Genomic DNA, 26,153 nt, shown 5'->3' on the forward strand with positions numbered 1-26,153 from the left:
ATCGTCGAAGGCCATGGCGGTGCGGTGAGAGACGGGTGAACAGCGGCGGAACCTGTGCGCGAAACCGCTGGACCACGCCAGGCCCGTAACTCCTTATTGCGTGCGTGATAATATCTAACACTCCTGCTCCTCCGAGAGACGAAGAGGCGATGACATGGCCGCAGCCACCCGGACGGGGACAGGTCCGCGCGACCGGTTCCGCGCGCAGGTGCGGCAGGAAGTGAAGACCGCGGCACTGCGCCAGCTGGCCGAGGGCGGCCCGGAGGCCCTGTCGCTCAACGCGATCGCCAAGCAGCTGGGCATGACGGGCCCCGCGCTCTACCGCTACTTCACCAACCGCGACAGCCTCCTGACGGAGCTGGTCATCGACGCCTACGCCGATCTGACCTCGACTCTCGCCCGCACCGCCGAGGCGTCCCGGGGCGAAGCGGCCACCCGCCTCAAGGAGCTGGTCCGGGCGTACCGCGCCTGGGCTCTGGCCGAGCCGCACCGCTACCGCCTGCTGTTCCGGGCCCCGCTCCAGGGCTACGACGCCCAGTCGACCCGCCTGGTCGAGGCCGCGCAGCCCGCCATGACCGTACTCCTGGAGGCCGTGGGCGCTCTGGCGGAGTCGGAGACGGAGGTACCGCAGGGCGCGGCGGCCGAGTTCCGGGCGTGGATGGAGCGGCACACCTTCGAGAACCTGCCGGAGGCGGTGGCCGTGCGGTCCACCATGCTCTGGGCGCACCTGCACGGCCTGGTCGGCCTGGAGATCGAGGGCAACTTCGCCTCCATGGGGATCGATCCCTCCTTTCTCTACGAGACCGCGGTGACCGACTTCCTGCGCTCGCTCTGAGTCACGCACGGGGGCCCGGCACCCGCACCGGGCACACGAAGGATCACCCGGCACGGTCGGCACGACAGACGAACGCGTGACGCCCCGGACTCGCACAAATAACCCTCGAACAGGCGAATGAGAAGTCGGTCCGGGTCCATCGCCCCGGGCTCAAGTCACGTACTCTGTCTACGACTTGGCCTCCCGAGCGACTACCGCATCAGGACCGGTCGCCCACTCCGGGAGGACTGCGGCATATACCAGAAGCACCACCGTATCGGGTGTTGCCAAATCCCTTACAGCGCGTCGCGGGCTGTGCGACAGTCGTAACGGTCCTTCCGTCAACCCAGGTCGTACCGTTCCCGCATCGGAGTACGTCATGCCTCCCCATCTCTCTGCGGACCGCCCAGCCGCCCAGCCGCCGCAGCACGGCTCCGTCGACGCGCTCATCTCGCAGACGCGCCGCCTGCGCGGCGAGGTGGACGCCGTCCGGCGTGAGGCACCCGCCGACGGCGAGGACGTACAGGGACGCTGGCAGCGCGCGCTGTGCACCCTGGCGCTGCATCAACTGAACGACCTGGACGAACACTTGGCGCAGCTCCGGGAAGGGCCACCGGCCGCGCCCGCTCAGCCTCCCGCCGTCGCCGTCGCCGTCCCCGCACCACCGGCCGCTCCGGCACCTCCCCGGCGCGGCTCCCTGCTGAGTCGGGTCGGCAGCGCCGAGTGGAACCTGCTGACGGACGAGGCGAGTTGGTCCGGGGAGCTCTACCAGATCCTGGGACGTGACGACTCCGCTCCCCCGCTCACCCTCGACGAACTGCCGTCCCTGGTCTTCGACGAGGACCGGTCGATGCTGACGACGATGGTCACGGACTGCCTCATCGACGCCAAACCCATCGACGGGGAGTTCCGCATCGTCCGGCCCGACGGCGGCGTCCGCACGGTGCACATGATGGGTGAGCCCGTACTGGGCGCGGACGGCAGCACCGCCGCGATGTGGGCCGTGCTGCGCGACGTCAGCGAACTGCGCCGCAGCCAGCGGAACATGAGCGAGACCCGTGACTCGCTGGAGCGGGAACAGCGGGTCGCCCGGACCGAGCACCGGCTCGCGGTCGAACTGCAGGAGGCCGTACTGCCCCCCTGGCGCGGCTCGCTGCGATTCCCACGCCAGGGCCCCCGGACACTCGACCTCGCCGCCCACTACCTCCCTGCCTCACCCGCCGCCCTGATCGGCGGCGACTGGTACGACGCGCTCGAACTGCCGGGCGGCGACACACTGTTGAGCGTCGGCGACCTCTCCGGTCACGGCGTGGCCGCGACCTCGGGCACGGCCATGCTGCTCGGGGCCCTGCGCGGCATGGCCGTGGCGGGCACCCAGCCCGGTCAGCTCCTCTCCTGGCTCAACCACCTGCTCGACACCACCGTCCAGCCGGCCCTCGGCAGCGCCCTCTGCTGCCGCTACCGGCCCGAGACCCGCACCCTCACCTGGGCGCAGGCCGGACACCCCGCCCCGCTGCTGTTCCGCGACGGGACGGGGCGCGCGCTGACCCCGCCGGACGGCGTCCTGCTGGGCGCCACCCCCGGCGCCGCCTACGGGCAGGCCGAGGAGACCCTCCACGAAGGCGACGTACTGGTCCTGCACACCGACGGGCTGGTCCCGCGGCGACCGGAGTCCTCCCGCCCCGGCGAGACCGGGCACGAGACCGGGTCGGAGGCCGCCCGACGCCTGCTCGGCATGGCCCCGCGCTTCGACGGGGCCCGTACGGCCCAGGACTGTGCACGGCTGGTCATCGAGGAATTCGGCGAGACCGAGCGCACGGAGGACGGCTGCGTTCTCGTCGTCAAAATCGGTTCCTGACCGGCCGATTCCTGACCCGTCAGTACCCTGTCCCGAGTGCCTGCCCGTCGACTCCTCGTCACGGAGGCGACCAACGCGACCGGGGTTTCCCGGCCGGACCTCTCTCCTCAGGCCCGCGCGCTGTTGCCGCCCCGGGGCTTCGACGCCATCTTGGGCAGCGAGAGCTTGATCTCCTCACGCAGATCACTGATCTTCGGATAGCTGGAGTACTGCCCGGTGAGCCGGTACATCTCGCGCAACCGGTCCCAGGTGCGGTGGGAGGAGTTGGATCCCATCGACGTCAGGGCCAGCCGCGCGTACCGGTCGGCCTGTTCGGGGTCGTCGGCGATGAAGCAGGCCGACGCAAGGGAGATGTGGTCGAAGATCTTCGACCGGTCCCGCCCCGACTCCCGCAGCTTCAGCGCCTCCTTGGCGTGCCGCTGCGCCGTCGCCGCCGCGGCCGGCTCGTGCTCGGCGAGGGTGCGGTAGGCGAGCGCCTGCATGCCGTGCATGTCGGCCTCGTCGAACAGTTGCATCCAGCTCGGCGGAGGCACGTCACCGCGGTCGGAGACGAACAGGTCCTCCGCCACGCCGAGGGTGCGCCGCATCGCCTGCCCCTTGCCCATCGAGGCCTGTGCCCAGGCCTCGATGGTGTGGAGCATGGCCCGGGTACGAGGCAGCACCTCGTCGCCGGAACCGGACTTGGCGAGCTTCATCAGGTCGAGCGCGTCGTCCGGCCGGCCCAGGTGCACCATCTGGCGGGCCGCCCGGGAGAGCGCCTCGCCGGCCCGGGGCCGGTCACCGCCCTCCCGGGCCGCGTGCGCGGCGATGATGAAGTACTTCTGGGCCGTGGGCTCCAGGCCGACGTCGTGCGACATCCAGCCCGCGAGGACGGCGAGATTGGCGGCGACGCCCCACAGGCGCCGCTGGAGATGGTCGGGGTGATGGTAGGAGAGCATGCCTCCCACTTCGTTGAGCTGGCCCACCACGGCCTTGCGTTGCAGCCCGCCACCGCGGGCCGCGTCCCAGGCCCGGAACACCTCGACGGAGCGCTCCAGTTCCTCGATCTCCTGCGACCCGATGGGGGCGGCCTCGTAGCGGTCGAACCCAGCGGGGTCGGCGTGCAGGGGGTCTTCGAACTGCGGAGCGTCGGCCGCGAGGGCCGGATCGTTGCGGAGCCAGTCGTGCATGGCAGGGCTGAGTACGGATCCCGCGGCGAGCGCGGCACCCGCGCCCACCAAGCCGCGTCGGTTGAGCATGAGGTCCATTCCCGTGAATTCGGTGAGGACCGCGGCGGTTCGCTCGGGCGCCCACGGCACTCCGTCGGGATGTTCCACACTCCCGCCGCCCTGCCGTTTCCCCGCGCGCCCGTGCCTGACCAGACCGAGGTCCTCGATGGTCACGACACGGCCGAGACGCTCGGTGAACAGAGCCGCCAGCACCCGCGGCACCGGATCGCGCGGGATCTCTCCCATGTCGATCCACCGCCGCACCCGCGAGGTGTCGGTCGCCAGCTGGGGGTGGCCCATGGCCGCCGCCTGCCGGTTGACCATTCTCGCGAGTTCACCCTTGGACCAGCCGGTCAGGCCGAACAGGTCCGCCAGGCGGGTGTTGGGTTGTCCGTTCACGTCAAGCCCCCAGGTTCTCGGCTGATTTCGACAGTAACCGCCTGTCAGTTGCTGAGCGACTATTCGCCAGGGTTCGCCAGGGTGCGCCAGATGGTGTGCCAGTGGACGCCGGGTGTCAGGTAGGAATGCGCCACCCCGACCCGGTTGCCGCAGGACCATTCCCCAGGATGAAACCCGGGGGCGACCGGTCGGGGAGCGCAGCAACTTGCAGGCACACGAAGGGATCTGTTTCGCCCATGTACACAGCATCGTCCTCCGTGTCCGCTCCGCCCCGGTCGTTGCACTCCCGCCCGGTGGGCAGCGGCCCTTACCTCGACCCCGCGCGCCAGGCGGCTCCCGTACTCGGGGCCGGCCGGGCGCGGCGCGTGCCGGGGCTCGGCACCCAACCGCTCAGCGGGAGACTCGACTTGTCCGGCCCTCAGGGCGCCCAGCTGCGCACGGCGATCGCGTCGGTGCACCGGATCTGTCCGGAGTTCGCTCCGGTCCAGGTGCTCAGGCGCAGCGGACGCTCCGTGCTCCTCGTCGGTACGACGGGACGCAGCACGGCCGTCGCCAAGTGTTTACTGGACCACTCCCCCGTCTGGGCCGAGCGGATCCGGCATGAAATAGCTGCTTACCGCTCGTTCGTCCGGCACCGCCCGCCCGTGCGGGTGCCCCGACTGATCGCGGCGGACCCGGAGAACTGCACCCTGGTGATCGAGCGGATGCCCGGCCGGGTGGCAGCGCTCCAGCGGCACCCGGCCGAGGCCCCGCCCCGCGCGGACATCCGGGCGGCGCTGGGCGCCATCTGCCGGCTGAACACCTGGCGGCCGCCGGCCGGTACGTTCAACGCCCCGCTGAACTACGCGGAACGGATCTCCCGCTTCCACGAACTGGGTCTGCTCACGGACCGGGACATGGGCGATCTCCAGAAGCTCGTGCACGGCATCGCCGCCTCCTCGGGGCGCCAGGGCATGGGCCAGTTCTGCCACGGCGACGCCCTCCTGTCGAACATCCTGCTCTCACCGGCCGGTCCAGTGCTGGTGGACTGGGAGCACGCGGGCTGGTATCTCCCCGGGTACGACCTGGCGACCCTGTGGGCCGTCCTCGGTGACGCCCCCGTGGCGCGCCGTCAGATCAGCCAGCTCGCCCAGTCGGCGGGCCCGGCGGCCCGGGACGCCTTCCTGGTCAACCTGATGCTGGTCCTGACCCGTGAGATCCGTACCTACGAGATGGCCGTGCAGCGTTCCCTGCACGACCCGGCCCCGGCGGCACCGGGCCAGACCCCGCCGGCTGCCGCGCCGTCCGGCGAGGAACAGCGGTTGCTGCTCAGGCGGCTGCACGACGACTGCCAGATGGCCCGCCGGGCGGTTCGCGCGGCGGTCGGCACTCGCTGACCGGGGACGAGGGCCCGCGGAGCGCACCGCAAGGTGGCGCACCGCGGGCCTTCGGCATGTCCCGGCCTGCCGCCGTTCGGGTCATTGGTCCACGCCACTGATGCCGCGCAGGCGGGAGGGCCACCGCCGCGGAAACCTCCTCGCTCGTCGCTGACATGGGAAATCGCCTCGCGCTGGGCATGATTGACGGATCGTCCGGGACCCGGTAGCACTGACGCGTTCGGCCCGCACGCCCCACCGCGCTCGACCGTCCCAGGAGGCTGCATTGCACCGGTCCGCCACCGACCCCAACGGCACCACCGGACACAGACGCGTCCGAAGGGCAGCGGGGACCGTCGCCTCGGCGGCGCTGCTGCTGCCGTTGCTGGGCGCCGCTCCCGCGAGTTCCGCCGCCGAGGTGCCCGAGGCCGCAGGGCTGCAGCGGGCCTTCGCCACCGCGGCCACCGAGTACCACGTACCGCAGAGCGTGCTGCTCGCCGTGTCCTATCTGCAGTCCCGCTGGGACACACACGCGGGCGCCCCGAGCGTCAGCGGCGGCTACGGCCCCATGCACCTGACCGACGCCCGGACCGCGATCGCCGGTTCCCCGCACCACAGCGACGGCACGGAGGACGCCCGCGGGGACAGCTCGCGTCCGCCGCTGCTGCCGGACACGAAGGTTCCCACGAACGCCGAACTCCCGGCACGGCTCAAGACGTTGACGAAGGCGGCCCGTCTCACCGGGCTGCCGGCGGAGCGGCTGCGCACGGACGCGGCGGCGAACGTCGAGGGCGGTGCCGCCCTGCTCGCCGCCGCACAGCGTGACCTCGGCCGGCCGCTGAGCGCGGACCCGGCCGACTGGTACGGGGCGGTCGCGCGCTTCTCGGGAGCGGACGACAGCTCCACGGCGGCGACGTACGCCGACGACGTGTACGCGGTGCTGCGGACCGGTGAGGCGCGCACGACGGACTCCGGCCAGCGGCTGGCGCTCGCCGCGCAGCCGAAGCTGAGCCCCGACACGGCGCAGCTGCGCGGCGCCGGGCTGCGGACGGCCTCCGCCGACGGCACCGAGTGCCCGCGGACCGTGTCCTGCGAGTGGATCCCGGCTCCGTACGAGGAGTTCGGGGACGGCGACTACGGCAACCACGACCTGGGCGACCGGCCGGCGTCGCAGAGCATCAAGTACATCGTCATCCACGACACGGAAGGGACCTGGGACGGTGTGCTGAACCTCGTCCAGGACCCGACCTACGTGTCGTGGAACTACACGCTGCGCTCGACCGACGGTCACATCGCCCAGCATGTGAAGGCCAAGGACGTGGCCTGGCACGCGGGCAACTGGTACATCAACGCGAAGTCGATCGGCCTGGAGCACGAGGGCTTCCTGACCTCGCCGGACGCCTGGTACACCGAGGAGATGTACCGGGCCTCGGCGCGCCTGGTGCGCTACCTCTCCGCGAAGTACTCGATCCCGCTGGACCGGCAGCACGTCCTCGGCCACGACAACGTGCCCGGACCGACCACGTCGACGATCCCGGGCATGCACACGGACCCGGGCCCGTACTGGGACTGGCAGCACTACTTCACGCTGCTCGGGCACCCCTTCCACCGGACGCTCGCGAAGAGCGGCGCGCTGGTCACGGTGCTGCCGGACTTCGCGAAGAACCAGCCGGTGTACACGGGCTGCGTCACGAAGGACGTGCCCTGCGCCCCGCACGGCTCCAGTGAGGTGCGGCTCTACTCCCAGCCGGACGATACCTCGCCCCTCGTCAAGGACGTCGGCCTGTACCCGAGCGGTGCCGCCTCGACGATCGACGTGAACGACCTGGCCTCGCGCGTCTCCACCGGACAGCGCTACGCGGTGGCCGAGCGCGCCGGGGACTGGACGGCGATCTGGTACCTGGGCCAGAAGGCCTGGTTCAAGAACCCGAAGAAGCAGCCGACCGCGGTGACCGCGTCGGGCCCGGTCGTGACGCCCAAGGCGGGTCTCACGGAGGTCCCGGTGTACGGGAGGGCGTACCCGGAGGCGGCGGCCTACCCGGCGGGAGTTCCCGTCCAGGCGGTCTCCCCGTTGCCGTACAAGATCCTCGCGGGCCAGCGCTACGCGGCCGGTGACAAGGTGCCGGGCGAGTACTTCTTCTCCCCGACCTTCGACACCACGGGGCACAAGGTCGTGATCGGCAAGGACATGTACTACGAGATCCAGTACGGACACCGGGTGGAGTTCGTGCGGGCCGCGGACGTCGATCTGATTCCGTAGCCGTTTCCGTCCGTCCGGGGCCGGGTCCGCAGGTGCGGGCCCGGCCCCGCTGTTCTCCCTGACGGTGATGACCGGGGCAACCGACCAGGGAATGTGCCCGCGAGGTCAGGTTCGGCCGGGCTCGGGCCAGTTAACGACATGTCGCCGCGTCGGGGGTCCGTTTGCGCTGGGATGGGCCGAATCACATCAAGCGGCACATCTGGGGCGGACATGGGCGACTTCGTCAAGGGGACTTCAACGCGTCCCGCCGACACGGCGGACCCGGGGCGGTGCCAGTGCGGTGGCGATCCGCCCGGCACCGTGCCGGCAGGGGCGGAGGAGAGGTTCCGCGGGCTGCTGGAGGCGGCGCCGGACGCCATGGTCATCGTCGACGACACCGGCACCATCCGCCTCGTCAACGCCCAGACCGAAGCCCTCTTCGGCTACCGACGCGAGGAACTCCTCGGCCACCCCGTCGAACTCCTCGTCCCCGGCCGCTTCCGCGCCCACCACACCATGCACCGCGACGGATACGCCACCAACCGCCAAGTCCGCCCCATGGGCGCCGAACTCGAACTCCACGGCCTCCGCAAGGACGGCACCGAGTTCCCCGTCGAGATCAGCCTCAGCCCCCTGGAGACCAACGACGGACTCCTCGTCTCCGCCGCCGTCCGCGACGTCAGCGACCGCAAGGCGGCGGAGGAGAGGTTCCGCGGGCTGCTGGAGGCGGCGCCGGACGCCATGGTCATCGTCGACGACACCGGCACCATCCATCTCGTCAACGCCCAGACCGAAGCCCTCTTCGGCTACCGACGCGAGGAACTCCTCGGCCACCCCGTCGAACTCCTCGTCCCCGGCCGCTTCCGCGCCCACCACACCATGCACCGCGACGGATACGCCACCAACCGCCAAGTCCGCCCCATGGGCGCCGAACTCGAACTCCACGGCCTCCGCAAGGACGGCACCGAGTTCCCCGTCGAGATCAGCCTCAGCCCCCTGGAGACCAACGACGGACTCCTCGTCTCCGCCGCCGTCCGCGACGTCAGCGACCGCAAGCGCGCCGAGGCCCGGATCAACGAACTGGCCGGTCTGGTGGAGTCCTCGCAGGACGCGATCCTCGCCAAGACCCTCGACGGCGAGATCACCTACTGGAACGCGGCGGCCCAGCGGCTGTACGGCTACACGCGGGCCGAGATGATGGGCCGGCACGTGTCGCTGCTGGCCACCACGGAGCGGCGGGACGAGATCGACGCGCTGCTGGACCGGCTGCGCCGCGGTGAGAAGGTCGAGCACTTCGAGACGCTGCGGCTGACCCGCTCGGGCGATCTGCTGGACGTCGACATCACGCTGTGGCCGACGCGCGCCCCGGACGGCTCGGTCGTCGGCGCGTGCGCCATCGTCCGGGACATCAGCGACCGCAAGAAGGCGGAGGAGGAGCTGACGTTCCTCTACGAGCAGCAGCGGCACATCGCGCTGACGCTCCAGCGCAGTCTCATGGGCACGCCGCCCGCGATCCCGGGTCTGACCACCGCGAGCCGCTACCGGCCCGCCACGCAGGGAGCGGGGGTGGGCGGCGACTGGTTCGACCTGATCCCGCTGGGCGCGGGCCGGGTCGGTGTCCTGATCGGCGACGTGATGGGCCGCGGCCTGGAGGCCGCCGCGGTGATGGGCCAGCTGCGGTCGGCGGCGCACGCGCTCGCCAAGACGGGGATGCAGCCGCGGCAGCTGATGCAGGCACTGGAGACGGTCGTCGGCGATCTGGACGTGCCCGACCAGCTGGTGACCTGCTGCTACGTGGTGGTCTCCGCCGACGCCGGAGAGGTGACGGTCTGCTCGGCGGGCCATCTGCCGACCCTGGTGGCGTTGCCGGGCAGCGGCGCCCGCCAGCTCCCGGCCCCGGTGAACGCGCCTCTCGGCGTCGGTGACGTGCTCTACGAGCAGGCCACCGCGGTCATACCTCCGGGTGCCACGCTCGTCCTCTACACCGACGGTCTCATCGAGACGCCCGGCACCGACATCGAGGACCAGCTCGCCCAGCTGACGGCGACGCTGGCGGACCTCTTCGCCAGCGCACCCGATCTGGAGGTGGCCGCCGACCATGTGCTGGCGGCGCTGCTGCCGGACGCGGAGGGGCACAACGACGACGTGACCCTGCTCCTCACCCGGCTGCCCGACGCGCCCCTGGCCACGGTCGGCATCGACCTGGCGGCGGTGCCCGAGTCCGTGCCGGAGGGCCGCGCCTTCCTCGGCAAGGCCCTGACCTCGTGGGACTGCGCGCCGACCGCGGACGACGCACGGCTGCTGCTGTCGGAGATCCTCACCAACGCCGTCCAGCACGCGCAGGGGCCCATCCGCCTGCACCTGTGTCGCACCGCCACGGAGCTGACCGTGGAGATCAGCGACCACAGCACGCATCTTCCGCGGCCCCGGGCGGCCACGGAGGACGAGGAGTCGGGACGGGGGCTGATCCTGGTGCGCGCGCTCGCCGACGACTGGGGCGTGCGGCCGACGGAGGAGGGCAAGACGACGTGGTTCACCCTCAAGCTGTGACGCCGGAAGGGGTGTTCGGTCTCAGCTCTGCTGGAAGAGTTCCGCGGGCAGCGGCTTGAGCAGCGCGTACAGGTCGTCGGTGATCGGGCGGTCCCAGGCGGCGATGGTCACCAGGACGTTGTCGCTGCGGTCGAACTGGACGCAGGAGATGCGGGTCTCGGAGAGCTTCAGCCGGCGCACGATGAGCAGGTTGTCGCCCTGCATCACCGGCATGTCCTCGGTGCCGGTGACGGTGACCTCCTCGTCGTTCTCCAGCGCGATCAGCAGCTGGGCCACCTCGAAGGGGACCTCGCCCTCGGCGACGTCGCGGGCCGGGGAGCCCTCCGGCAGGTTGCCGATGATCATCGCGGGGCCGCGGCCGCCGAACAGGTCGTAACGCAGGAAGACGCCTTGGCAGCTGCCGTCGGGAGCGGGCAGCAGGCCCGCGCCGAGGTTGCCCGGCCAGTCGCCCGGGTCCATGGCCAGAACGTCGAAGTCGGGCCCGGCGGGCGTGGCGCTGCGGCGGCGGAGGAAGGACATGCCGCAATGGTACGTGCACAGGGGGCGCACCGGGTCCCGTGGGCGCCGCCCGCTCGGGCCCGGGAGAGAGGCCTGCCTGCGCCGGGCGGGCCGCTGTTTCCGGCACCGCCGCCCGGCGCCTCGCGGGACGTCCTCCCGGACGCCGCCGCCTCAGGTCACGGCTGCTCCCCCGACCGCTGTGCGCGTCAGGACGTGGCCTGCTCCCGGAGGGCGGCGGCGAGCCCCGTGCGGTCCGTGCCGACCTTGCGGTAGACCGCCGAGAGCAGCCGGACGACGGCCTGCTCGTCGATGCGCAGTTCCTTCGCGACCTGGGCCGGGGTCCGGTCCCGCGCGGTCAGCGCGGCGGCGGCGCGCTCGCGGGCGGTCAGGGTGTCCGTCTCGGTGCTGTGCAGGCGGCGGGGTCGCAGTCCCGCGTTCGCCAGCTCCTCACGGGCCTCGTCGACCAGCCCGTCGGCGCCGCACTGGACGGCCGCGTCGAGTCCGCGGTAGAGGTGCTCGGCGGCTTCCCTGGGCCGTCCCGCGCGGCGCAGTTCGGTACCGAGGGCGACCAGGGCGCAGGCCAGTTCGTACGCGGCGGGGGAGCGCTCCAGGTGGTCGACCGACTCTTCGAGGAGGCTGACGCGGTCCGGAACCGGGGAGACCTCCGCGGCGGCGCGCAGGGCCTGGCCGATCGCGGAGGGGGTGCCGTACTGGCGGGCCCGGTGCACCGCGTCGAGTGCCGTGGCGACGGCACGCTCGGGGGCGTCGCGGCTCTCGGCGCGGGCGAGGTGGAGTTGCCAGGGACACCACGAGGGGTTGCGCATGCCCCGCTCGTCGAGTCGGCGTCCCGCGGAGGCGAGCTCGACGGCCGCCTCCTTGGCGAGGCCGCGAGCGAGCAGGAGTTCGCCGTACACGGTCTGGGCGTCCGGGAAGGTGACGGCGGCGGGGAAGGGTGCGCGCAGCGCGTAGTGCTCGCCGGCGCGGGTGGCCTGGTCGACCCGGCCGCGGGCCAGCAGGACCTGGACGAGGGTGCCGACCGCGTACCAGTGGACGGGGGTGCCCGGCCCGACGCGTTCGGCGAGCCGGAGGCCGGCGCGGACGAAGTCCTCCGCCTCGGCGAGGCGGCCGCGGCGGAAGCGGACGTATCCGAGGATCGTGTAGCCGAACGAGAGGTGGGCGCCGTGCCAGCCCTGCGTCTCGAAGTCGGCGATGCCGGTGGCGAAGAGTTCCTCCGTACGGCCCGGCCGGTCGGCGTACGTGAAGGTCATCGCGACCAGCACCGGGACCTCGAAGCCTCGGTCGGCCTCGGCCCATCCCAGGCCGCCGGCGAGGGCTCGTTCGGCGTGGTGGAGGGCGACGGGGGCGGGTTCGCCGCGCAGGGTGGCGTCCCAGGCGCGCAGCCCGATGACGTACCGCTCGGTGAGGTCACGGCCGGTGAGCCGGTCGGCGAGGCGGGCCAGCCTGCGGGAGCGGGCGGGCGAGTCGGGTTCGTCGGCTCGGAAGGCGTCCCACATGAACTGCTCGGACTGCATGCGCAGCCGTACCCGCGCGTCGCCGGTGACGTGGATCTCGCGGTCGAGGGTCTCGGAGGCCTCGGCGAGCCGGTCGCTGTGCGCGAGGACCTGGGAGAGGCGGTAGACGATGTTGTGGCGCAGCTCGGGGTCGGCGATGGGCTCTTCGAGGGCCGCGCGCAGGTGGTTGACCGTGGTCGCCGGCTCGGTGAGCAGGGAGGCGCAGCCCAGTTCGTACAGGACGGCGGCGCGCTCCGCGGGCGGCGGCGGTTCGCGCAGGGCGCGGGCGAGGCAGCGGCGGGCGGCGTCGGGGGCTCCGGCGCGCTGGGTCTCGCGGGCCGCTGCGCGCAGCTGCTGGACGATCCAGGTGTCGCCGTCGGGGTGGGTCTCCATGAGGTGGCGGGCGGCGGCGGCCGGGCCGAGTCCCTCGTCGATCACGCACCAGGCGGCCTGGCCGTGCAGGGCGACGCGCACGGCGCCGGGGATGTCCCGGTAGACGGCGGTGGCGATGAGCGGGTGGACGAACTCCAGGGGGTCGGCGCCGGTGAGGATGCGGGCGGTGCGCAGGGCGTCCGCCGCGTCGGCGGCCTCCTCGGAACCGAGTCCGGCGACGGCGGCGGCGAGGGTGGGACGGATCTCCGTGCCGAGTACGGCGCAGGCCCAGGCGAAGCGGACGGTCGCGGGGCCGAGGCGTTCGAGGCGGGCGACGAGGCCGCTGCCCTTGACGGCGGCGGCGAGGTCACGCAGCAGGTGCGCGCCGTCCTCGGTCGGGTTCAGTCCCCGGTCGCGGACCTTGGCGGTCAGTTCGACGGCCTCGAAGGGGTTGCCCGCGGTGACCGCCCAGCATTCGCGGCAGAACGCGTCGTCGGCCTGGGTGCCGAGGTCCTCGCGGACGAGCCGGGCGACGGCCGCCGCGCTGAGCGGTTCGAGTCCGATGGGGCGTTGGCCGGCGCGGCCGGGCAGGCTCCTGAACGCCTCGGCGTGTTCGGGCAGTTCGTCGGGCCGGTAGGCGACGGCGACGAGCAGCGGGAGTTGTTCGGCGCGGGGTGCGAACGCGGCGAGCCAGCTGAGGGATTCGGCGTCGGCCCAGTGCGCGTCGTCCAGGACGAGCACCATCGGGGCGCGCTGCACGGCGAGGTGGGTGAGGACCCAGTCGAGGCCCGCGCGCAGTCCCTGCTGGTCGGGCGGGGCACCTTCGGAGGGCGCGCAGAGCCCGAGTGCGGGGCCGACGATCGCGTACCAACTGCCCAGTGTCGTGCGGAGTTCGGCCTCGGAGAGGCCGGCGAACTCCGGCTGGAGTAGCTGGCGTGCGACGTGGAAGGCGACGCGCTGCTCCTGCTCGCCGCCGCGCGCGCTCAGGACGGTGCAGCCCTTGGCGGCGGAGCGGCGGCGTACTTCGGTGAGGAGGGTCGTCTTGCCGATACCGGCGTGGCCCGCGAAGGACAGCAGTGCTCCGCGGGAACGGCCGGGTGGTTCGCCGGTGTTCGCGCGCGGCCCGGCGAGGTCCCTCAACGCCTCTTCCACAGTGGACAGTTCGCTCTCGCGCTCGAAGAGCGTACGACGGCCACGCAGGCTGCGCTGCCCCATGATCACCCCCTGTCACGGTCGCGCCCACGCGGGGACGCGTACCGTGACCTACAGGCGCCTCAGCGTACGCCGGGATCATCGGTGGGGCAGCCTGTTCGAGCGCTCCTGCTCAGGGAACATTTTCGGGCTCGCGGGCGGGCGGCGGGACGGCGTCGCGCACGGCTTTTTGCGGGCCCGTCCGGGGACGGCCTCCGACCGTCCCCGGACGGGCCCGGGGACAGGGAGGGCGCGGCCGGCCGGCGTCGGTTCAGGTGAGGTCGAACTCGCCCTCGCGGGCCCCCGACACGAACGCCCCCCACTCCGCGGGGGTGAAGATCAGGGAAGGGCTCTGCGGGCTGCCGCTGTTGCGCATCGCGATGAAGCCCTCGACAAAAGCGATCTGGACATCTCCGCGTCCTCGGCTGCTGGACTGCCATTCGGCTTTGCTGAGGTCCAGCTCCGGCTTGTCCCAGCCCGCGAGCGGGTGTTGCTCGATGGTGCTTTCGGCCACGTCCGTGCTCCTCCCGGTTCGTCGTCCGCGGCCAGCCTAGCGATCGGTCCGGGTGGCGGACAGGCCACGTGAGGGGGACGGTGTCAGGATGCGGGCGGCGCGGCGCCGACCAGCCACATGGAGAAGAACTGGGATCCGCCTCCGTAGGCGTGTCCGAGGACCCGTCGCGCCCCGTCGACCTGGTGCTCTCCTGCCTGGCCACGGACCTGAAGTGCCGCTTCGGCGAAGCGGATCATGCCGGAGGCGCCGATCGGATTGGTGGACAGGACTCCGCCCGACATGTTGACGGGGAGGTCGCCCTCCAGTTCGGTCACGCCCGATTCGGTGAGTTTCCATCCCTCGCCCTCGTCGGCGAAGCCGAGGTTCTCCAGCCACATGGGCTCGTACCAGGAGAAGGGCACGTACATCTCGACGGCGTCGATGTCCCGGCGGGGGTCCGCGATCCCGGCCTGCCGGTACACGTCGGCCGCGCAGTCCTTGCCGGCCTGCGGGGACACGAAGTCCTTGCCCGCGAACAGGGTGGGTTCGCTGCGCATCGCGCCGCCGTGCATCCAGGCGGGCGGGCGGGGCGAACGGGCGGCTCCGGCACGGTCGGTGAGGATCATGGCGCACGCGCCGTCGGAGGACGGGCATGTCTCCGAGTAGCGGATCGGGTCCCAGAGCATGGGTGATGCCTGGACCTTCTCCAGGGTGATGTCGTGTTCGTGGAGGTGCGCGTACGGGTTCTTCAGGGCGTTGCGCCGGTCCTTGTAGGCGACGAGCGAGCCGACGGTGTCGGGGGCACCGGTGCGCCGCATGTAGGCGCGCACGTGCGGTGCGAAGAAGCCGCCGGCGCCGGCGAGGAGGGGCTGCTGGAAGGGGACGGGGAGGGACAGACCCCACATGGCGTTCGACTCGGACTGTTTTTCGAAGGCGAGGGTGAGGACGGTGCCGTGGACGCGGGCGGCGACGAGGTTGGCGGCGACGAGGGCGGTCGATCCTCCGACGGAACCGGCGGTGTGCACCCGGAGCATCGGTTTGCCGACGGCGCCGAGCGCGTCGGCGAGGTACAGCTCGGGCATCATGACGCCCTCGAAGAAGTCGGGCGCCTTCCCGATGACCACGGCGTCGATGTCGGCCCAGGTCAACTCGGCGTCGTCGAGGGCGCGTCGGGCGGCCTCGCGGACGAGGCCCGCGATGGACACGTCCCGTCGCGCCGCCACGTGCTTGGTCTGGCCGATGCCTACGACGGCCACGGGCTCCTTGCTCATCGGACGTCCCCTTCGAGTACGGCGACCAGGTTCTGTTGGAGGCAGGGGCCCGAGGTGGCGTGGGCGAGTGCCCGGTCGGACTCCCCTCGATGGACACGCGCGGCGGCCTCGCCGATGCGGATCAGCCCGGCCGCCATGACGGGATTGGCGGCGAGCGGACCCCCCGACGGGTTGACGCACACGCTGTCGTCGAGCCGCAGCGCCTTGCGCAGGACCACTTCCTGCGAGGTGAAGGGGGCGCACAACTCGGCGGTGTCGACGGGCCGTTCGAAGGCTCCGGCGTGTTCCGCGGCCAGCCGGGTGGACGGGGAGTCGGTCAGGTCGCGCACGCCGAGGGAGTGCGCCTCGACGCGGTGGTCGATGCCCCGGATCCAGGCGGGCCGTTCGCAGAGGTCACGGGCGCGTTCCCCGGCGGCGAGGATCACGGCGGCGGCTCCGTCGCCGATGGGCGGGCAGTCCCCGGTGCGCAGCGGCCGGACGAGGTAGTCGCCCTGCGGGACCGGACCACGCAGCTGGGCATGGGAGTTGGCACGCGCGTCGGCGCGGCTGCGGGCGGCGACACCGGCGAGCGCGGGTTCGTCGGTGTCGCCGGCGTCGATGAGCGCCTGCGCCTGAAGCGCGGCGAGCGCGACGGAGTCGGGCCACAGCGGGGCCACGTAGTACGGGTCGAGCTGCCGGGTCAGGACGTCGCGCACGGAACCGGGCGAGGACTTGCCGTAGGCGTACACGAGCGCGGTGTCGGCGTCGCCGGTGAGCAGTTTCGTCCAGGCCTCGTACAGGGCCCAGGCGCCGTCCATCTCGACGTGCGACTCGGAGATCGGCGGCCAGGCGCCCACCCCGTCGAGCGCCATGGTGAAGGAGAAGGCGCGGCCGGCGAGGTAGTCGCTGGAGCCGGAGCAGGTGAAGCCGATGTCGCCGGTCCGCAGGCCCGTCCGGTCGAGGACGTCGTGCAGGACCGGGAGGAGCATCTCCACCTCGGAGTGCTCGTCGGAGGTGCGCCGGTGGTCCGTCTGCCCGAAGGCGACGACGGCGATGTCCCTGACGGTCCGCATCTACAGCATCTCCTTGTACGTCTCGTAGTCCGCGTCCGGTTCGCCGGTGGGCCGGTAGTGGTCGGGGTGGCGGCCGCCCTCCGTCCACACGGGTTCGACCCTCAGGCCCATCCGCACCTCGTCGTAGGGGATGCCGCCGATCCGGCCGTGCAGTGCGAGTCCGGCCCCGTCCAGGGCGATGTGCGCGTAGACGTAGGGCACTTCGATGTCGAGGTTCTTCGCCTTGATGTTGACGATGCAGTACGTGGTGACGGTGCCGCGCGGCCCGACCTCGACCTGTTCGGAGGTGGCCAGGCCGCAGGTGGGGCAGGCGCCCCTGGGCGGGACGTAGACCTTGTGGCAGGACGGGCAGCGTTCGCCGACCGTGCGCCGTCCGGAGAGGTTCTCGATGTAGGCGGTCTGGGCGCGGCCCGGGGAGTAGACGTAGTCGAGCCGGGCGGCCGCGACGATGCCGGTCACCGGGCCCTCGAAGCGGCCGTCGTGACCGGTGGGTTCACCGGGTCCGCCGTCGTACGGTTCGAAGCACGCGATGTCGGTGATGGCGCCGGAGCGTTCGGGGGCCCAGCGGACGCGGACGCGCATCCCGGTGCGGACGGCGTCGGGGCCGGGAACGTCGAGGGCGTGCAGCAGGGCTGTGTCGGCACCGTCCAGTCGGACGAGGACCCAGGCGAACGGGGTGTCCAGGGGCTGGCCGCGGCGGGGTTCGTGGTTCCAGGCCCAGGTGGTGACCGTGCCGGTGGGGGCGACCTCGACGAGGTCGCTTATCTCCTCGGCGGTGACCGGGTCGTACTCCACGGGTGGGACGAGGGTGCGTCCGTCGGTGGTCCGTACGCCGAGGACGACGCGTTCGCGCAGCCCGGTGAGGAAGGCGCTCTGCACGGGGCCGAGCGAGCGGGTGAAGGGGAACTCGACGACGAGGGGGGCTTTGAGGACTTCGGGCATCCCGGATCTCTCCTTCGGAGGTCGGACGCGCCGCGTCGGCGAGCGGCTCGGCGCGGGGGCGGGCCGGGGCGCCGTGCCAGGCGCCGCAGCCCCGGACTGATCCGAACGACACCCCCCTAAGCGCGCCGGTAGACGGGCGGGCGCTTCTCGGCGAAGGCCCGGGAGCCCTCCTTGGCGTCGGCGGTGTCGAAGACCGGCCAGCCGCGCCGCAGTTCGGCGGCGAGGCCGTCGGTCTCGGTGAGTTCGGCGGTCTCGTACACGGACGCCTTGACGGCTTCGACGGCGAGCGGCCCGCAGGCGTTGATCTGTTCGGCGACGGCGAGGGCTTCGGTGAGGGCGGTGCCGTCGGGCACGACCCGGCCGACGAGGCCGATGTCGGCGGCCTCGCGGGCGGAGTACGCGCGCCCGGTGAGGAGCATTTCGAGGGCGTGGGTGCGTGGGATCTGGCGTTGCAGCCGGACGGTCGAGCCGCCGATCGGGAAGAGACCGCGCCTGACCTCGAAGAGCCCGAAGGTCGCGGAGGCGCCGGCCACCCGGATGTCGGTGCCCTGGAGGATCTCGGTGCCGCCGGCGACGCAGTGCCCCTCGACGGCGGCGATCACCGGTTTTCGGGGGCGGTGGTGGCGCAGCATGGCCTTCCAGTGGAGGTCGGGATCGGCCTTGAGCCGGTCCCGGTACTGCTCGCCCTCCATGCCCTTGCCGGCCAGTGCCTTGAGGTCCATCCCGGCGCAGAAGGTGCCCCCGGCGCCGGTGAGCACGATCGAGCGGACCGTGTCGTCCTCGTCGGCCTCGACCCAGCCGTCGTACAGGCCGACCAGCATCGGCAGTGAGAGCGCGTTCCTGGCCTCGGGCCTGTTGAGCGTGAGCACCAGTGTGGCGCCTTCGCGCTGCACGGTGAGGTGTTCCGTCCCACCCATAGCCGTCCTCCCGTCTCGGATGCGAGAACAGGTTGCAGGAGGTGTGCGGCCAGTACAAGGGTTTTCTGACAGACAGTCAGATTTCTTCTGCCGTGGCCCTTCCCAGTTCGTTCGGGCTTTGCTCTGATGACCGTCGGGCGGAGGCCCGCCCGGTGCCGGACGGACGTACACGGTCAGGAGGAACGGTGGAGTACAACCTTGCCGACCTGTTCGAGTCGGTCGTCGACGTGGTCCCGGACCGCGAGGCGCTCGTGTACGTCGACCATCCCGGCACCGGCGCGGAACAGCGCCTGACGTACACCGAGTTGGACGCGGCCGCGAACCGTCTCGCCCACCATCTGATCGACAGCGGCATCCGCCCGGGTGAACACCTCGGACTCCACCTCTACAACGGCGTCGAGTACCTCCAGACCGTCCTGGCCTGCCTGAAGGCGAGGGTGGTCCCGGTCAACGTCAACTACCGCTATGTGGAGGAGGAGCTGGCCTACCTGTACCGGGACGCGGATCTGGTGGCGCTGGTCTTCGACGCGGAGTTCACCGAGCGGGTGGTGGCGGCGCGGCCGCGTGCCGCGCGGCTGCGGCACCTCGTCCGGGTGGGCGCCCCGGGAACCGCGGCCGAGGGACCGCACGGGGCGAGCGCCCCGGACCTGGTGGAGTTCGACGCCGCGGCGGCAGCCGGATCACCGGAGCGCGGCTTCCCGGCCCGGTCGGCGGACGACCAGTTCATCATCTACACCGGCGGCACGACGGGGATGCCGAAGGGGGTGATGTGGCGGCAGGAGGACCTCTTCTTCGCCGGCCTCGGCGGAGGCGCACCGACCGGCGAGCCGGTCGCCCGGCCGGAGGAACTCGCCGAGCGCGTCGCGGCCGGCGGTGCGGGCATCACCTTCTTCCCCACTCCCCCGCTGATGCACGGCACGTCGACGCTCACCGCGTTCATCGCCTTCAACTTCGGCCAACGCGTCGTGATCCACCGCAAGTTCGCGCCCGAGGAGGTCCTGCGCACGATCGAGCGGGAGAAGGTCACCAGCGTGTCCCTGGTCGGCGACGCGATGCTGCGCCCGCTGATCGACGCCCTGAGCGGCCCCCTGAAGGGGACGGACTGCTCCTCCCTGTTCAGCGTGTCCTCGTCCGGCGCGATCATGTCGGACACGGTGCGCGAGCAGTTCCAGTCCCTCGTGCCGAACGTGATGCTGCTCAACAACTTCGGGTCCTCCGAGTCCGGTTTCAACGGCACCGCGACGCCCGACTCCGGCCCGGAGCGCGGTTTCCGGATCCGCGTCAACTCCCGTACGCAGGTCGTCGACCCGGCCACGTACGAGCCGGTGGCGGTGGGTGAGCCGGGCCGGGTCGCGCAGCGCGGCCATGTGCCGCTCGGCTACTACAACGACCCCGCGAAGACGGCCGAGACGTTCTTCCGGCGGGGCGAGGAACGCTGGGTGCTGCTCGGCGACATGGCCACGGTCGACGAGGAGGGCATCGTCACCGTCCTCGGCCGCGGCTCCCAGTGCATCAACACCGGCGGCGAGAAGGTCTACCCCGAAGAGGTCGAGCAGGCTCTCAAGTCGCATCCGGACGTGTACGACGCCCTGGTCGCCGGAGTGCCCGACCCGCGGTGGGGCAACCACGTGGCGGCGGTCGTGCAGCTTCGCGCGGGTGCGCCGCTGCCCTCGCTCGACGACATCCAGGCCCACTGCCGCACCCACCTGGCGGGCTACAAGATCCCGCGCCGGCTCGTGATCGCCGACTCCATCCAGCGCTCCCCGAGCGGCAAGGCGGACTACCGCTGGGCGCGGGCGGTCGCCGCCGACGGGGCCCCCTGACCGGCCCCCCGCAGACCTGGCGAACTCTTTGCCCGGCACGGACGCCGCAGGTTGAACGATGAGTGAAGATCAGCCGTACGGATGATGGCACCGCTGCCCTGCCCCGGGGCGTGGTCGGTCGAGTCATCACGGGGCCCGTACGGAAGGACCATCGGCGTGTCGCACACCACGCGCTCCAATCGACTCCCGGAGCAGCCACGGCCGGACCAGGACGCGGGCCCCGGCCCGGAGTCCGGCGGGGCGGGCGGAACATCCGCGGGCGCGGCCCCGGACACTCCCGCCGACACGGACACGCCGGCGAACGACGCGGACGTCCCGGACGCCGACGCCTCCGGAAACACCGCGGCCGACGCGGAACCCGTCGGCTCGACCGACTCGGGCGCTGACCCGGACCCGGACCTGGACCCGGTCCCGAGCCAGGAGGCCGCACCCGGCCACGACACGGACGCCGCCGGGACCCCTGACGCCGGACGGCAGCCGGACGACGGCGCGGACGCCGAGGCGGACGCGGAGCCGGAGAACCAGGAGCCGTCCGCCGCCCCGGCGAAGCCCGGAGCCGTCGCCGGACGGGCCGGATGGCGTGGCTGGCGGGTGACGTACCCGCGTGCGGCGCGCGGTGTGACCGTCGGGACGACCGTCCTCTCCGGCGTCCTCGTCCTCTTCGCCCTCGTCGTGCCGAACCGGCTGGACCACCTCAGCGTCGGCGCCTTCCTGCGCATCCCCGCGGAGGGGGTGCTCCTCGCGGCACTGCTGCTGGCGCTGCCGCCGAGGCCACGGCGGATCATGTCGTACGTCGTGGGCGCCCTGCTCGGTCTGTTGACCGTCCTCAAGCTCGTGGACATGGGCTTCTACTCCGTCCTGGTCCGGCCGTTCGACCTGGTGCTGGACTGGAGCCTGTTCGGCAACGCGGCGGACTGGGTGCGGGAGTCGTTCGGCCGGACCGGCGAGACGGTGGCGCTGATCGCGGTGGCCGCACTCGTCGTCGCGCTGCTCGTGCTGATGACGCTCGCCGTCGCACGGCTGACCGACGTCATGGTCCGCAACCGGCCCGTCGCCGGCCGCACGGTGCTCGTCCTCGGCACCGCCTGGATCACCTGCGTGACGCTCGGGGTGCAGTTCTCCGGCGTCCCCGTCGCCTCGCAGATCGACGCCAGGATCGTCCAGAACCGGGTGCGCCAGGTACAGGCCGGCCTGCGCGACGGCCAGGTCTTCGAACGGCAGGCCTCGGTCGACGCGTTCGCCGACACCCCGCCCGACCAATTGCTGACCGGACTCCGCGGCAAGGACGTCCTCTTCACGTTCATCGAGAGCTACGGCCGTACGGCGATCGACGACCCGGCGATGTCCCGGCAGATCGACACGGCCCTCACGCAGGGGAACAGCCGGCTGAAGTCGGCCGGGTTCTCCTCGCGCAGCGGCTGGCTGCGCTCTCCCGTGACGGGCGCCGGCAGCTGGCTCGCCCACTCCACCTTCCTGTCCGGCCTGTGGATCAAGAACCAGCAGCGCTACCGGAGTCTGACCACCAGCGACCGCTCCACGCTCACCAGCTACTTCCGCAAGACCGGCGCCTGGCGCACCGTCGGCATCGTGCCGGGCGTCCGACGGGCCTGGCCCGAGGGGAAGTTCTTCGGCCTCGACCACATCTACGACTCCGAGCACCTCGGCTACAACGGCCCGTACTTCAGCTGGACACCCGTGCCCGACCAGTTCAGCCTCGGCGCCTTCGAACGACTGGAGCACGGCAAGAAGGACCGCGGGCCGATGATGGCGGAGATCATCCTCGCGTCCAGCCACAACCCCTGGGCGCCCATCGCCCACATGATCGACTGGGACGACCTCGGGGACGGCTCGGTGTACGACAAGATCAAGAAGGAGGGCAAGGACCCCAAGGAGGTCTGGAAGAACCCGGCGAGCGTACGCACGGAGTACCGGCGGGCCATCGAGTACTCACTGCACAGCCTCACCGAGTACGTGCAGAAGTACGGCGACAAGAACACCGTGCTGGTCTTCCTCGGCGACCACCAGCCCGTCCCGACCGTCACCGCGGGCAGCACCAGCCGCGACGTCCCCGTCACGATCGTGGCGCACGACCAGAAGGTGCTGGACAGGGTCGCCGACTGGGGCTGGACGGACGGGCTGAAGCCCGCCGACGACGCGCCGGAATGGCGCATGGACACGTTCCGGGACCGCTTCCTGACGGCGTTCGGCCCGCACCCGGAAGGCTCCGCCGACACGGCGTCGAAGCCCTGATCCCCTCGGCCGCGCCGGTGGCTGCCGTACGCCCCGGCGCGGTCCGGCGCGTCCGCCCCGCGGTCAGCGCCAGTCCGGTGTGCCCGAGGCAGCCGGCCGGAGCGTCTCGATGGTGGCCCGCGTCTCCCGCATGACGGCGACGACGCGGGCCTCGTGCTCCGCGGTGAGCCGGGCCACCGGAACCGAGCAGCTGATGGCGTCGGCGGCCGGTGTGTCGTAGCGCAGGGCGAAGCCGAAGCCCACGATGCCGGGCACCGTCTCCTCGCGGTCGACGGAGTAGCCGCGCTCGCGCACGCCGGCGAGATCGGCGAGCAGACCGGCGCGGAGCGTGTGGGTGTTGGCCGTGAGGGCGGCCAGCGGCTCGGCGGGGATCGGCAGGTCGCCGTCGGAGCGCTCGGCGAGCAGGGCCTTGCCGAGCGCGGTGGCGTGGGCCGGGATACGGCGGCCGACGCGGCTGATGGTGCGCGCGTACTCGTGCGATTCCCGAGTGGCGAGGTAGACGACGTCGCCGCCGTCGAGCCGGCCGAGGTGCAGGGTCTCGCCCAGCACGTCGGAGGCCGCGTCGAGGTGAGGGCGGGCCGCGCGCACCCGGCGGTCGCTGTCCAGGTAGCTGGTGCCCGTGAGCAGGGCACGGATCCCGATGCCGTACAGCGAGCCGGTGGTGTCGGCGCGCACCCAGCCGCAGTCGACGAGGGTCTGCAGCAGTTGGTACATGCTGCTGCGCGGCACGTCGAGCGCCCCGGCGAGTTCATCGAGACGCGCGGGCCGGTCGCCGCGGTCGGCGAGCAGCTCCAGCAGCGCGACGGTGCGGGCCGCCGACTTCACTCCGCGCACCCCTGGGCTCTCCGGCATGGCGCCCATCGTAAATCCGTGCCGCCTCCCATATTGACCGGAGGGATTCACGAACCTAACCTCTGTTCCCATACATAGACGTCATCTGCATACGGGGATGAGCATCATGGCAGGGTTCGACGCGGGGACGGAGCGCGTGGTCCGGCGGCTGCGCGACGGCATGGCGAGCGGGGTGCTGTCGTTCCCCCTCACCAGCTTCACCGACGACGGCGATCTGGACCCGGAGGCCTACCGGGCCTGTCTGGCCCGCCAGTTGGCCACCGGACCCGGCGCCGTGTTCCCCGCCTGCGGGACCGGCGAGTTCAGCGCGCTGGACGAGGACGAGTACCGTTCGGTGGTCGCCGACACGGTCCTGATCGCGGACGGCCGGCTGCCGGTGGTCGCGGGTGTCGGATACGGCTGGGCGCAGGCGCTGCGGTTCGCCCGGATCGCCGAGGAGGCCGGCGCGGACGCGCTCCTGGTGCTGCCGCACTATCTCGTCGAGGCGCCCGAGGAGGGTCTGGTCGAGCAACTGCGCCGGATCGCCGCGGGCACCCGGCTGCCACTGATCGCGTACCACCGCGGACCGGTCGCCTTCACCCCGGAGGGGCTGCGCGCCATCGCGGAGATCCCCACCGTCGTCGGGCTCAAGGACGGGCACAGCGACCTCGACCGGCTCCAGCGCCTCACCCTCGCCGCGCCCGACGACTTCCTCTTCTTCAACGGGGCCGCCACCGCCGAGATCCAGGCCCGCGCCTACGCCACCGTCGGTGTCCCCGCCTACTCGTCGGCCGTGCACGCCTTCGCCCCCGAGATCGCCGACGCCTGCTTCGGCGCCCTGCGCGCGGGCGACGACGCGACGGTGAACGAACTGCTGCGCGACTTCTACGTCCCGTTCGTCGCCCTGCGCGACCGGGTGCCCGGGTACGCGGTCTCACTGGTCAAGGCCGCGGCCAGACTGCGCGGCCTGCCGGTAGGCCCGGTGCGCGCACCGCTCACCGATCCGGGCCCCGCCGACCTCGCCGAACTGGAGCGCATCCTCGACACCGGCCTGGCCCTCGTCGGAGCGGTACGCCGGCCCGCCTGACGCGTCGCACGGCCCGGTCCGCGCCCTCGTGGTCGAGTGGGCCTCGACGCCCTCCCCCGGGGGTCACCGGCCGCGGTCACCCTCGTACACAAGGACTTTGATGAGCAGTCAGCAGCCGACCGTCAGCGAGTTCTCCGTCTACCCCGTCGCGGGACGGGACTGCATGGAGCTGAACCTCTCGGGCGCCCACGGTCCCTACTTCACCCGCAACGTCGTCGTCCTCAAGGACTCCGAGGGGCGGACCGGGCTCGGCGAGGTGCCCGGCGGGGAGCGGATCACCCGGACGCTGCGCGATGCCGAACCCCTCGTGCTCGGGGCGAAGGTGGGGGACTTCCAGCGGGTGCTGCGCGCGATCGGGGACCGGTTCGGCGACCGGGACGCCGGCGGGCGCGGCGCCCAGACCTTCGACCTGCGGACGACGGTCCACGCCGTCACCGCTGTCGAGTCGGCACTGCTCGACCTGCTCGGCCAGCACCTCGACGTGCCGGTGGCCGCACTGCTCGGCGACGGCCAACAGCGCTCTTCCGTAAGGGTGTTGGGGTATCTCTTCTACGTCGGGGATCCCGGCCGAACAGACCTGGAGTACGTGCGGGAGCCCGACGCAGACGTGGACTGGTACCGCCTGCGGCACGAGGAGGCGCTCACTCCGCAGGCCGTCGTCCGGCAGGCCGAGGCGGCCCACGAGCTCTACGGCTTCCGGGACTTCAAACTCAAGGGCGGTGTCCTGGAGGGCAGCGAGGAGGTCCGGGCCGTCCGTGCGCTCAAGGACCGGTTCCCCGAGGCCAGGATCACCCTCGACCCGAACGGCGCCTGGTCGCTGCGCGAGGCGGTCGAGCTGTGCGCGCCCCTCGTCGGCACGCTCGCCTACGCGGAGGACCCCTGCGGCGCCGAGGACGGCTACTCGGGCCGAGAGGTCCTGGCCGAGTTCCGCCGGGCCACGGGACTGCCCACGGCGACCAACATGGTCGCCACGGACTGGCGGCAGCTGACGCACGCCCTGGCACTCCAGTCGGTCTCCATCCCCCTGGCCGACCCGCACTTCTGGACCATGCGGGGCTCGGTGCGCGTGGCCCAGCTGTGCAACGCGATGGGGCTGACCTGGGGCTGCCACTCCAACAACCACTTCGACATCTCCCTCGCGATGGTCACCCACTGCGGCGCCGCGGCCCCCGGCCCGTACAACGCCCTCGACACGCACTGGATCTGGCAGGAGGGCCTGGAGCGGCTCACGGTCGCGCCGCCCCGGATCGTCGACGGCGAGATCGCCGTTCCGGACGCCCCCGGTCTGGGCGTCCAACTGGACATGGACCGGCTGCTGGCGGCGCACGAGCTGTACCGGACGAAGGCGCTCGGCGCCCGCGACGACGCCGTCGGCATGCGCCATCTCGTCCCCGGCTGGGAGTTCGACCCGAAACGCCCCTGCCTGGTGCGTTGACCGCGCCTCCACCGCCCCCTTCCCGCAAAAACCGCGGGCGGACCCCTTGCACGGACG

Annotated in this window: 18 protein-coding genes; 9 read left to right on the plus strand and 9 right to left on the minus strand. The window is 72.1% G+C overall.

Annotated features, from left to right (window positions below; genetic code table 11):
- The first annotated feature begins 154 nt into the window (after nucleotides 1-154).
- Together ACIRQH_RS16295 and ACIRQH_RS16300 are read left to right on the plus strand one after the other, a co-directional pair.
- Nucleotides 155-835 carry a TetR/AcrR family transcriptional regulator gene (locus ACIRQH_RS16295; RefSeq protein WP_358818681.1) on the plus strand — a complete coding sequence of 227 codons (681 nt, stop codon included), beginning with the start codon at nucleotides 155-157 and terminating at the stop codon, nucleotides 833-835.
- Between the two features lie 358 nt (nucleotides 836-1,193).
- Nucleotides 1,194-2,672 carry a SpoIIE family protein phosphatase gene (locus tag ACIRQH_RS16300; RefSeq protein ID WP_358818680.1) on the plus strand — a complete coding sequence of 493 codons (1,479 nt, stop codon included), beginning with the start codon at nucleotides 1,194-1,196 and terminating at the stop codon, nucleotides 2,670-2,672.
- Between the two features lie 107 nt (nucleotides 2,673-2,779).
- On the opposite strand, the gene ACIRQH_RS16305 is transcribed toward ACIRQH_RS16300, so the two are convergent.
- Nucleotides 2,780-4,279, minus strand: a complete 1,500-nt coding sequence (locus ACIRQH_RS16305) for a hypothetical protein (protein WP_358818679.1) — start codon at nucleotides 4,277-4,279, stop codon at nucleotides 2,780-2,782.
- A gap of 236 nt (nucleotides 4,280-4,515) precedes the next feature.
- Here ACIRQH_RS16305 and ACIRQH_RS16310 point away from each other — a divergent pair, with 236 nt between their 5' ends.
- The 3 genes from ACIRQH_RS16310 to ACIRQH_RS16320 all read left to right on the plus strand — a co-directional run bounded on the left by ACIRQH_RS16310 (nucleotide 4,516) and on the right by ACIRQH_RS16320 (nucleotide 10,423).
- Nucleotides 4,516-5,655, plus strand: a complete 1,140-nt coding sequence (locus tag ACIRQH_RS16310) for an aminoglycoside phosphotransferase family protein (RefSeq protein WP_358818678.1) — start codon at nucleotides 4,516-4,518, stop codon at nucleotides 5,653-5,655.
- Between the two features lie 265 nt (nucleotides 5,656-5,920).
- Nucleotides 5,921-7,894: an N-acetylmuramoyl-L-alanine amidase gene (locus tag ACIRQH_RS16315; protein ID WP_404226324.1), complete on the plus strand. Its 1,974-nt coding sequence runs from the start codon at nucleotides 5,921-5,923 to the stop codon at nucleotides 7,892-7,894.
- Between the two features lie 210 nt (nucleotides 7,895-8,104).
- Complete coding sequence (locus ACIRQH_RS16320) at nucleotides 8,105-10,423, plus strand: PAS domain S-box protein (RefSeq protein ID WP_388872920.1); 2,319 nt, start codon at nucleotides 8,105-8,107, stop codon at nucleotides 10,421-10,423.
- Between the two features lie 21 nt (nucleotides 10,424-10,444).
- On the opposite strand, the gene ACIRQH_RS16325 is transcribed toward ACIRQH_RS16320, so the two are convergent.
- The 7 genes from ACIRQH_RS16325 to ACIRQH_RS16355 form a co-directional block, all read right to left on the minus strand.
- The gene (locus ACIRQH_RS16325) at nucleotides 10,445-10,942 is read right to left on the minus strand and encodes a hypothetical protein (protein WP_355872644.1); all 498 of its coding nucleotides are present in this window, start codon (nucleotides 10,940-10,942) and stop codon (nucleotides 10,445-10,447) included.
- Nucleotides 10,943-11,127: 185 nt separating this feature from the next.
- The gene (locus tag ACIRQH_RS16330) at nucleotides 11,128-14,019 is read right to left on the minus strand and encodes an ATP-binding protein (RefSeq protein ID WP_388933536.1); all 2,892 of its coding nucleotides are present in this window, start codon (nucleotides 14,017-14,019) and stop codon (nucleotides 11,128-11,130) included.
- Between the two features lie 247 nt (nucleotides 14,020-14,266).
- Nucleotides 14,267-14,509 (minus strand): DUF397 domain-containing protein, encoded by a 243-nt coding sequence (locus tag ACIRQH_RS16335; RefSeq protein ID WP_358818674.1) that lies wholly within the window; start codon nucleotides 14,507-14,509, stop codon nucleotides 14,267-14,269.
- Nucleotides 14,510-14,592: 83 nt separating this feature from the next.
- A complete protein-coding gene (locus ACIRQH_RS16340) occupies nucleotides 14,593-15,759 on the minus strand; it encodes a thiolase domain-containing protein (protein WP_388872926.1) in 1,167 nt (388 codons plus the stop codon).
- Complete coding sequence (locus ACIRQH_RS16345) at nucleotides 15,756-16,811, minus strand: thiolase domain-containing protein (RefSeq protein WP_404226329.1); 1,056 nt, start codon at nucleotides 16,809-16,811, stop codon at nucleotides 15,756-15,758. The genes ACIRQH_RS16340 and ACIRQH_RS16345 overlap by 4 nt, the downstream gene beginning before the upstream one ends.
- Entirely contained in the window at nucleotides 16,812-17,753 is a 942-nt protein-coding gene (locus tag ACIRQH_RS16350; protein WP_404226332.1) for a Zn-ribbon domain-containing OB-fold protein, read from the minus strand.
- A gap of 116 nt (nucleotides 17,754-17,869) precedes the next feature.
- On the minus strand, nucleotides 17,870-18,670 hold the full coding sequence (locus ACIRQH_RS16355) for a crotonase/enoyl-CoA hydratase family protein (protein ID WP_358818670.1): 801 nt from the start codon (nucleotides 18,668-18,670) through the stop codon (nucleotides 17,870-17,872).
- Between the two features lie 185 nt (nucleotides 18,671-18,855).
- Here ACIRQH_RS16355 and ACIRQH_RS16360 point away from each other — a divergent pair, with 185 nt between their 5' ends.
- Both ACIRQH_RS16360 and ACIRQH_RS16365 read left to right on the plus strand, forming a co-directional pair.
- On the plus strand, nucleotides 18,856-20,493 hold the full coding sequence (locus ACIRQH_RS16360) for an acyl-CoA synthetase (RefSeq protein WP_404226334.1): 1,638 nt from the start codon (nucleotides 18,856-18,858) through the stop codon (nucleotides 20,491-20,493).
- Between the two features lie 156 nt (nucleotides 20,494-20,649).
- Nucleotides 20,650-22,743 carry a sulfatase gene (locus ACIRQH_RS16365; protein WP_404226336.1) on the plus strand — a complete coding sequence of 698 codons (2,094 nt, stop codon included), beginning with the start codon at nucleotides 20,650-20,652 and terminating at the stop codon, nucleotides 22,741-22,743.
- A 63-nt stretch (nucleotides 22,744-22,806) separates the two neighbouring features.
- Here the strand turns inward: ACIRQH_RS16365 and ACIRQH_RS16370 are convergent, their stop codons facing one another.
- Nucleotides 22,807-23,595 (minus strand): IclR family transcriptional regulator, encoded by a 789-nt coding sequence (locus tag ACIRQH_RS16370; protein ID WP_358818667.1) that lies wholly within the window; start codon nucleotides 23,593-23,595, stop codon nucleotides 22,807-22,809.
- A 106-nt stretch (nucleotides 23,596-23,701) separates the two neighbouring features.
- On the opposite strand from ACIRQH_RS16370, the gene ACIRQH_RS16375 reads away from it, so the two are divergent.
- Both ACIRQH_RS16375 and ACIRQH_RS16380 read left to right on the plus strand, forming a co-directional pair.
- On the plus strand, nucleotides 23,702-24,661 hold the full coding sequence (locus ACIRQH_RS16375; RefSeq protein ID WP_404226338.1) for a 5-dehydro-4-deoxyglucarate dehydratase: 960 nt from the start codon (nucleotides 23,702-23,704) through the stop codon (nucleotides 24,659-24,661).
- A gap of 100 nt (nucleotides 24,662-24,761) precedes the next feature.
- Entirely contained in the window at nucleotides 24,762-26,096 is a 1,335-nt protein-coding gene (locus ACIRQH_RS16380; RefSeq protein ID WP_404226339.1) for an enolase C-terminal domain-like protein, read from the plus strand.
- Nucleotides 26,097-26,153: the final 57 nt, after the last annotated feature.

It is taken from the genome of Streptomyces sp. NPDC102279, assembly GCF_044766365.1.
Lineage (GTDB): Bacteria > Actinomycetota > Actinomycetes > Streptomycetales > Streptomycetaceae > Streptomyces.

Excerpts from the sequence above, each read along its gene's own strand:
- ACIRQH_RS16295 (WP_358818681.1), top strand. The coding sequence starts at position 155 with ATGGCCGCAGCCACCCGGACGGGGACAGGTCCGCGCGACCGGTTCCGC.
- ACIRQH_RS16300 (WP_358818680.1), top strand. The coding sequence starts at position 1,194 with ATGCCTCCCCATCTCTCTGCGGACCGCCCAGCCGCCCAGCCGCCGCAG.
- ACIRQH_RS16310 (WP_358818678.1), top strand. The coding sequence starts at position 4,516 with ATGTACACAGCATCGTCCTCCGTGTCCGCTCCGCCCCGGTCGTTGCAC.
- ACIRQH_RS16320 (WP_388872920.1), top strand. The coding sequence starts at position 8,105 with ATGGGCGACTTCGTCAAGGGGACTTCAACGCGTCCCGCCGACACGGCG.
- ACIRQH_RS16325 (WP_355872644.1), bottom strand. The coding sequence starts at position 10,942 with ATGTCCTTCCTCCGCCGCCGCAGCGCCACGCCCGCCGGGCCCGACTTC.
- ACIRQH_RS16330 (WP_388933536.1), bottom strand. The coding sequence starts at position 14,019 with ATGGGGCAGCGCAGCCTGCGTGGCCGTCGTACGCTCTTCGAGCGCGAG.
- ACIRQH_RS16340 (WP_388872926.1), bottom strand. The coding sequence starts at position 15,759 with ATGAGCAAGGAGCCCGTGGCCGTCGTAGGCATCGGCCAGACCAAGCAC.
- ACIRQH_RS16345 (WP_404226329.1), bottom strand. The coding sequence starts at position 16,811 with ATGCGGACCGTCAGGGACATCGCCGTCGTCGCCTTCGGGCAGACGGAC.
- ACIRQH_RS16350 (WP_404226332.1), bottom strand. The coding sequence starts at position 17,753 with ATGCCCGAAGTCCTCAAAGCCCCCCTCGTCGTCGAGTTCCCCTTCACC.
- ACIRQH_RS16355 (WP_358818670.1), bottom strand. The coding sequence starts at position 18,670 with ATGGGTGGGACGGAACACCTCACCGTGCAGCGCGAAGGCGCCACACTG.
- ACIRQH_RS16370 (WP_358818667.1), bottom strand. The coding sequence starts at position 23,595 with ATGCCGGAGAGCCCAGGGGTGCGCGGAGTGAAGTCGGCGGCCCGCACC.
- ACIRQH_RS16375 (WP_404226338.1), top strand. The coding sequence starts at position 23,702 with ATGGCAGGGTTCGACGCGGGGACGGAGCGCGTGGTCCGGCGGCTGCGC.
- ACIRQH_RS16380 (WP_404226339.1), top strand. The coding sequence starts at position 24,762 with ATGAGCAGTCAGCAGCCGACCGTCAGCGAGTTCTCCGTCTACCCCGTC.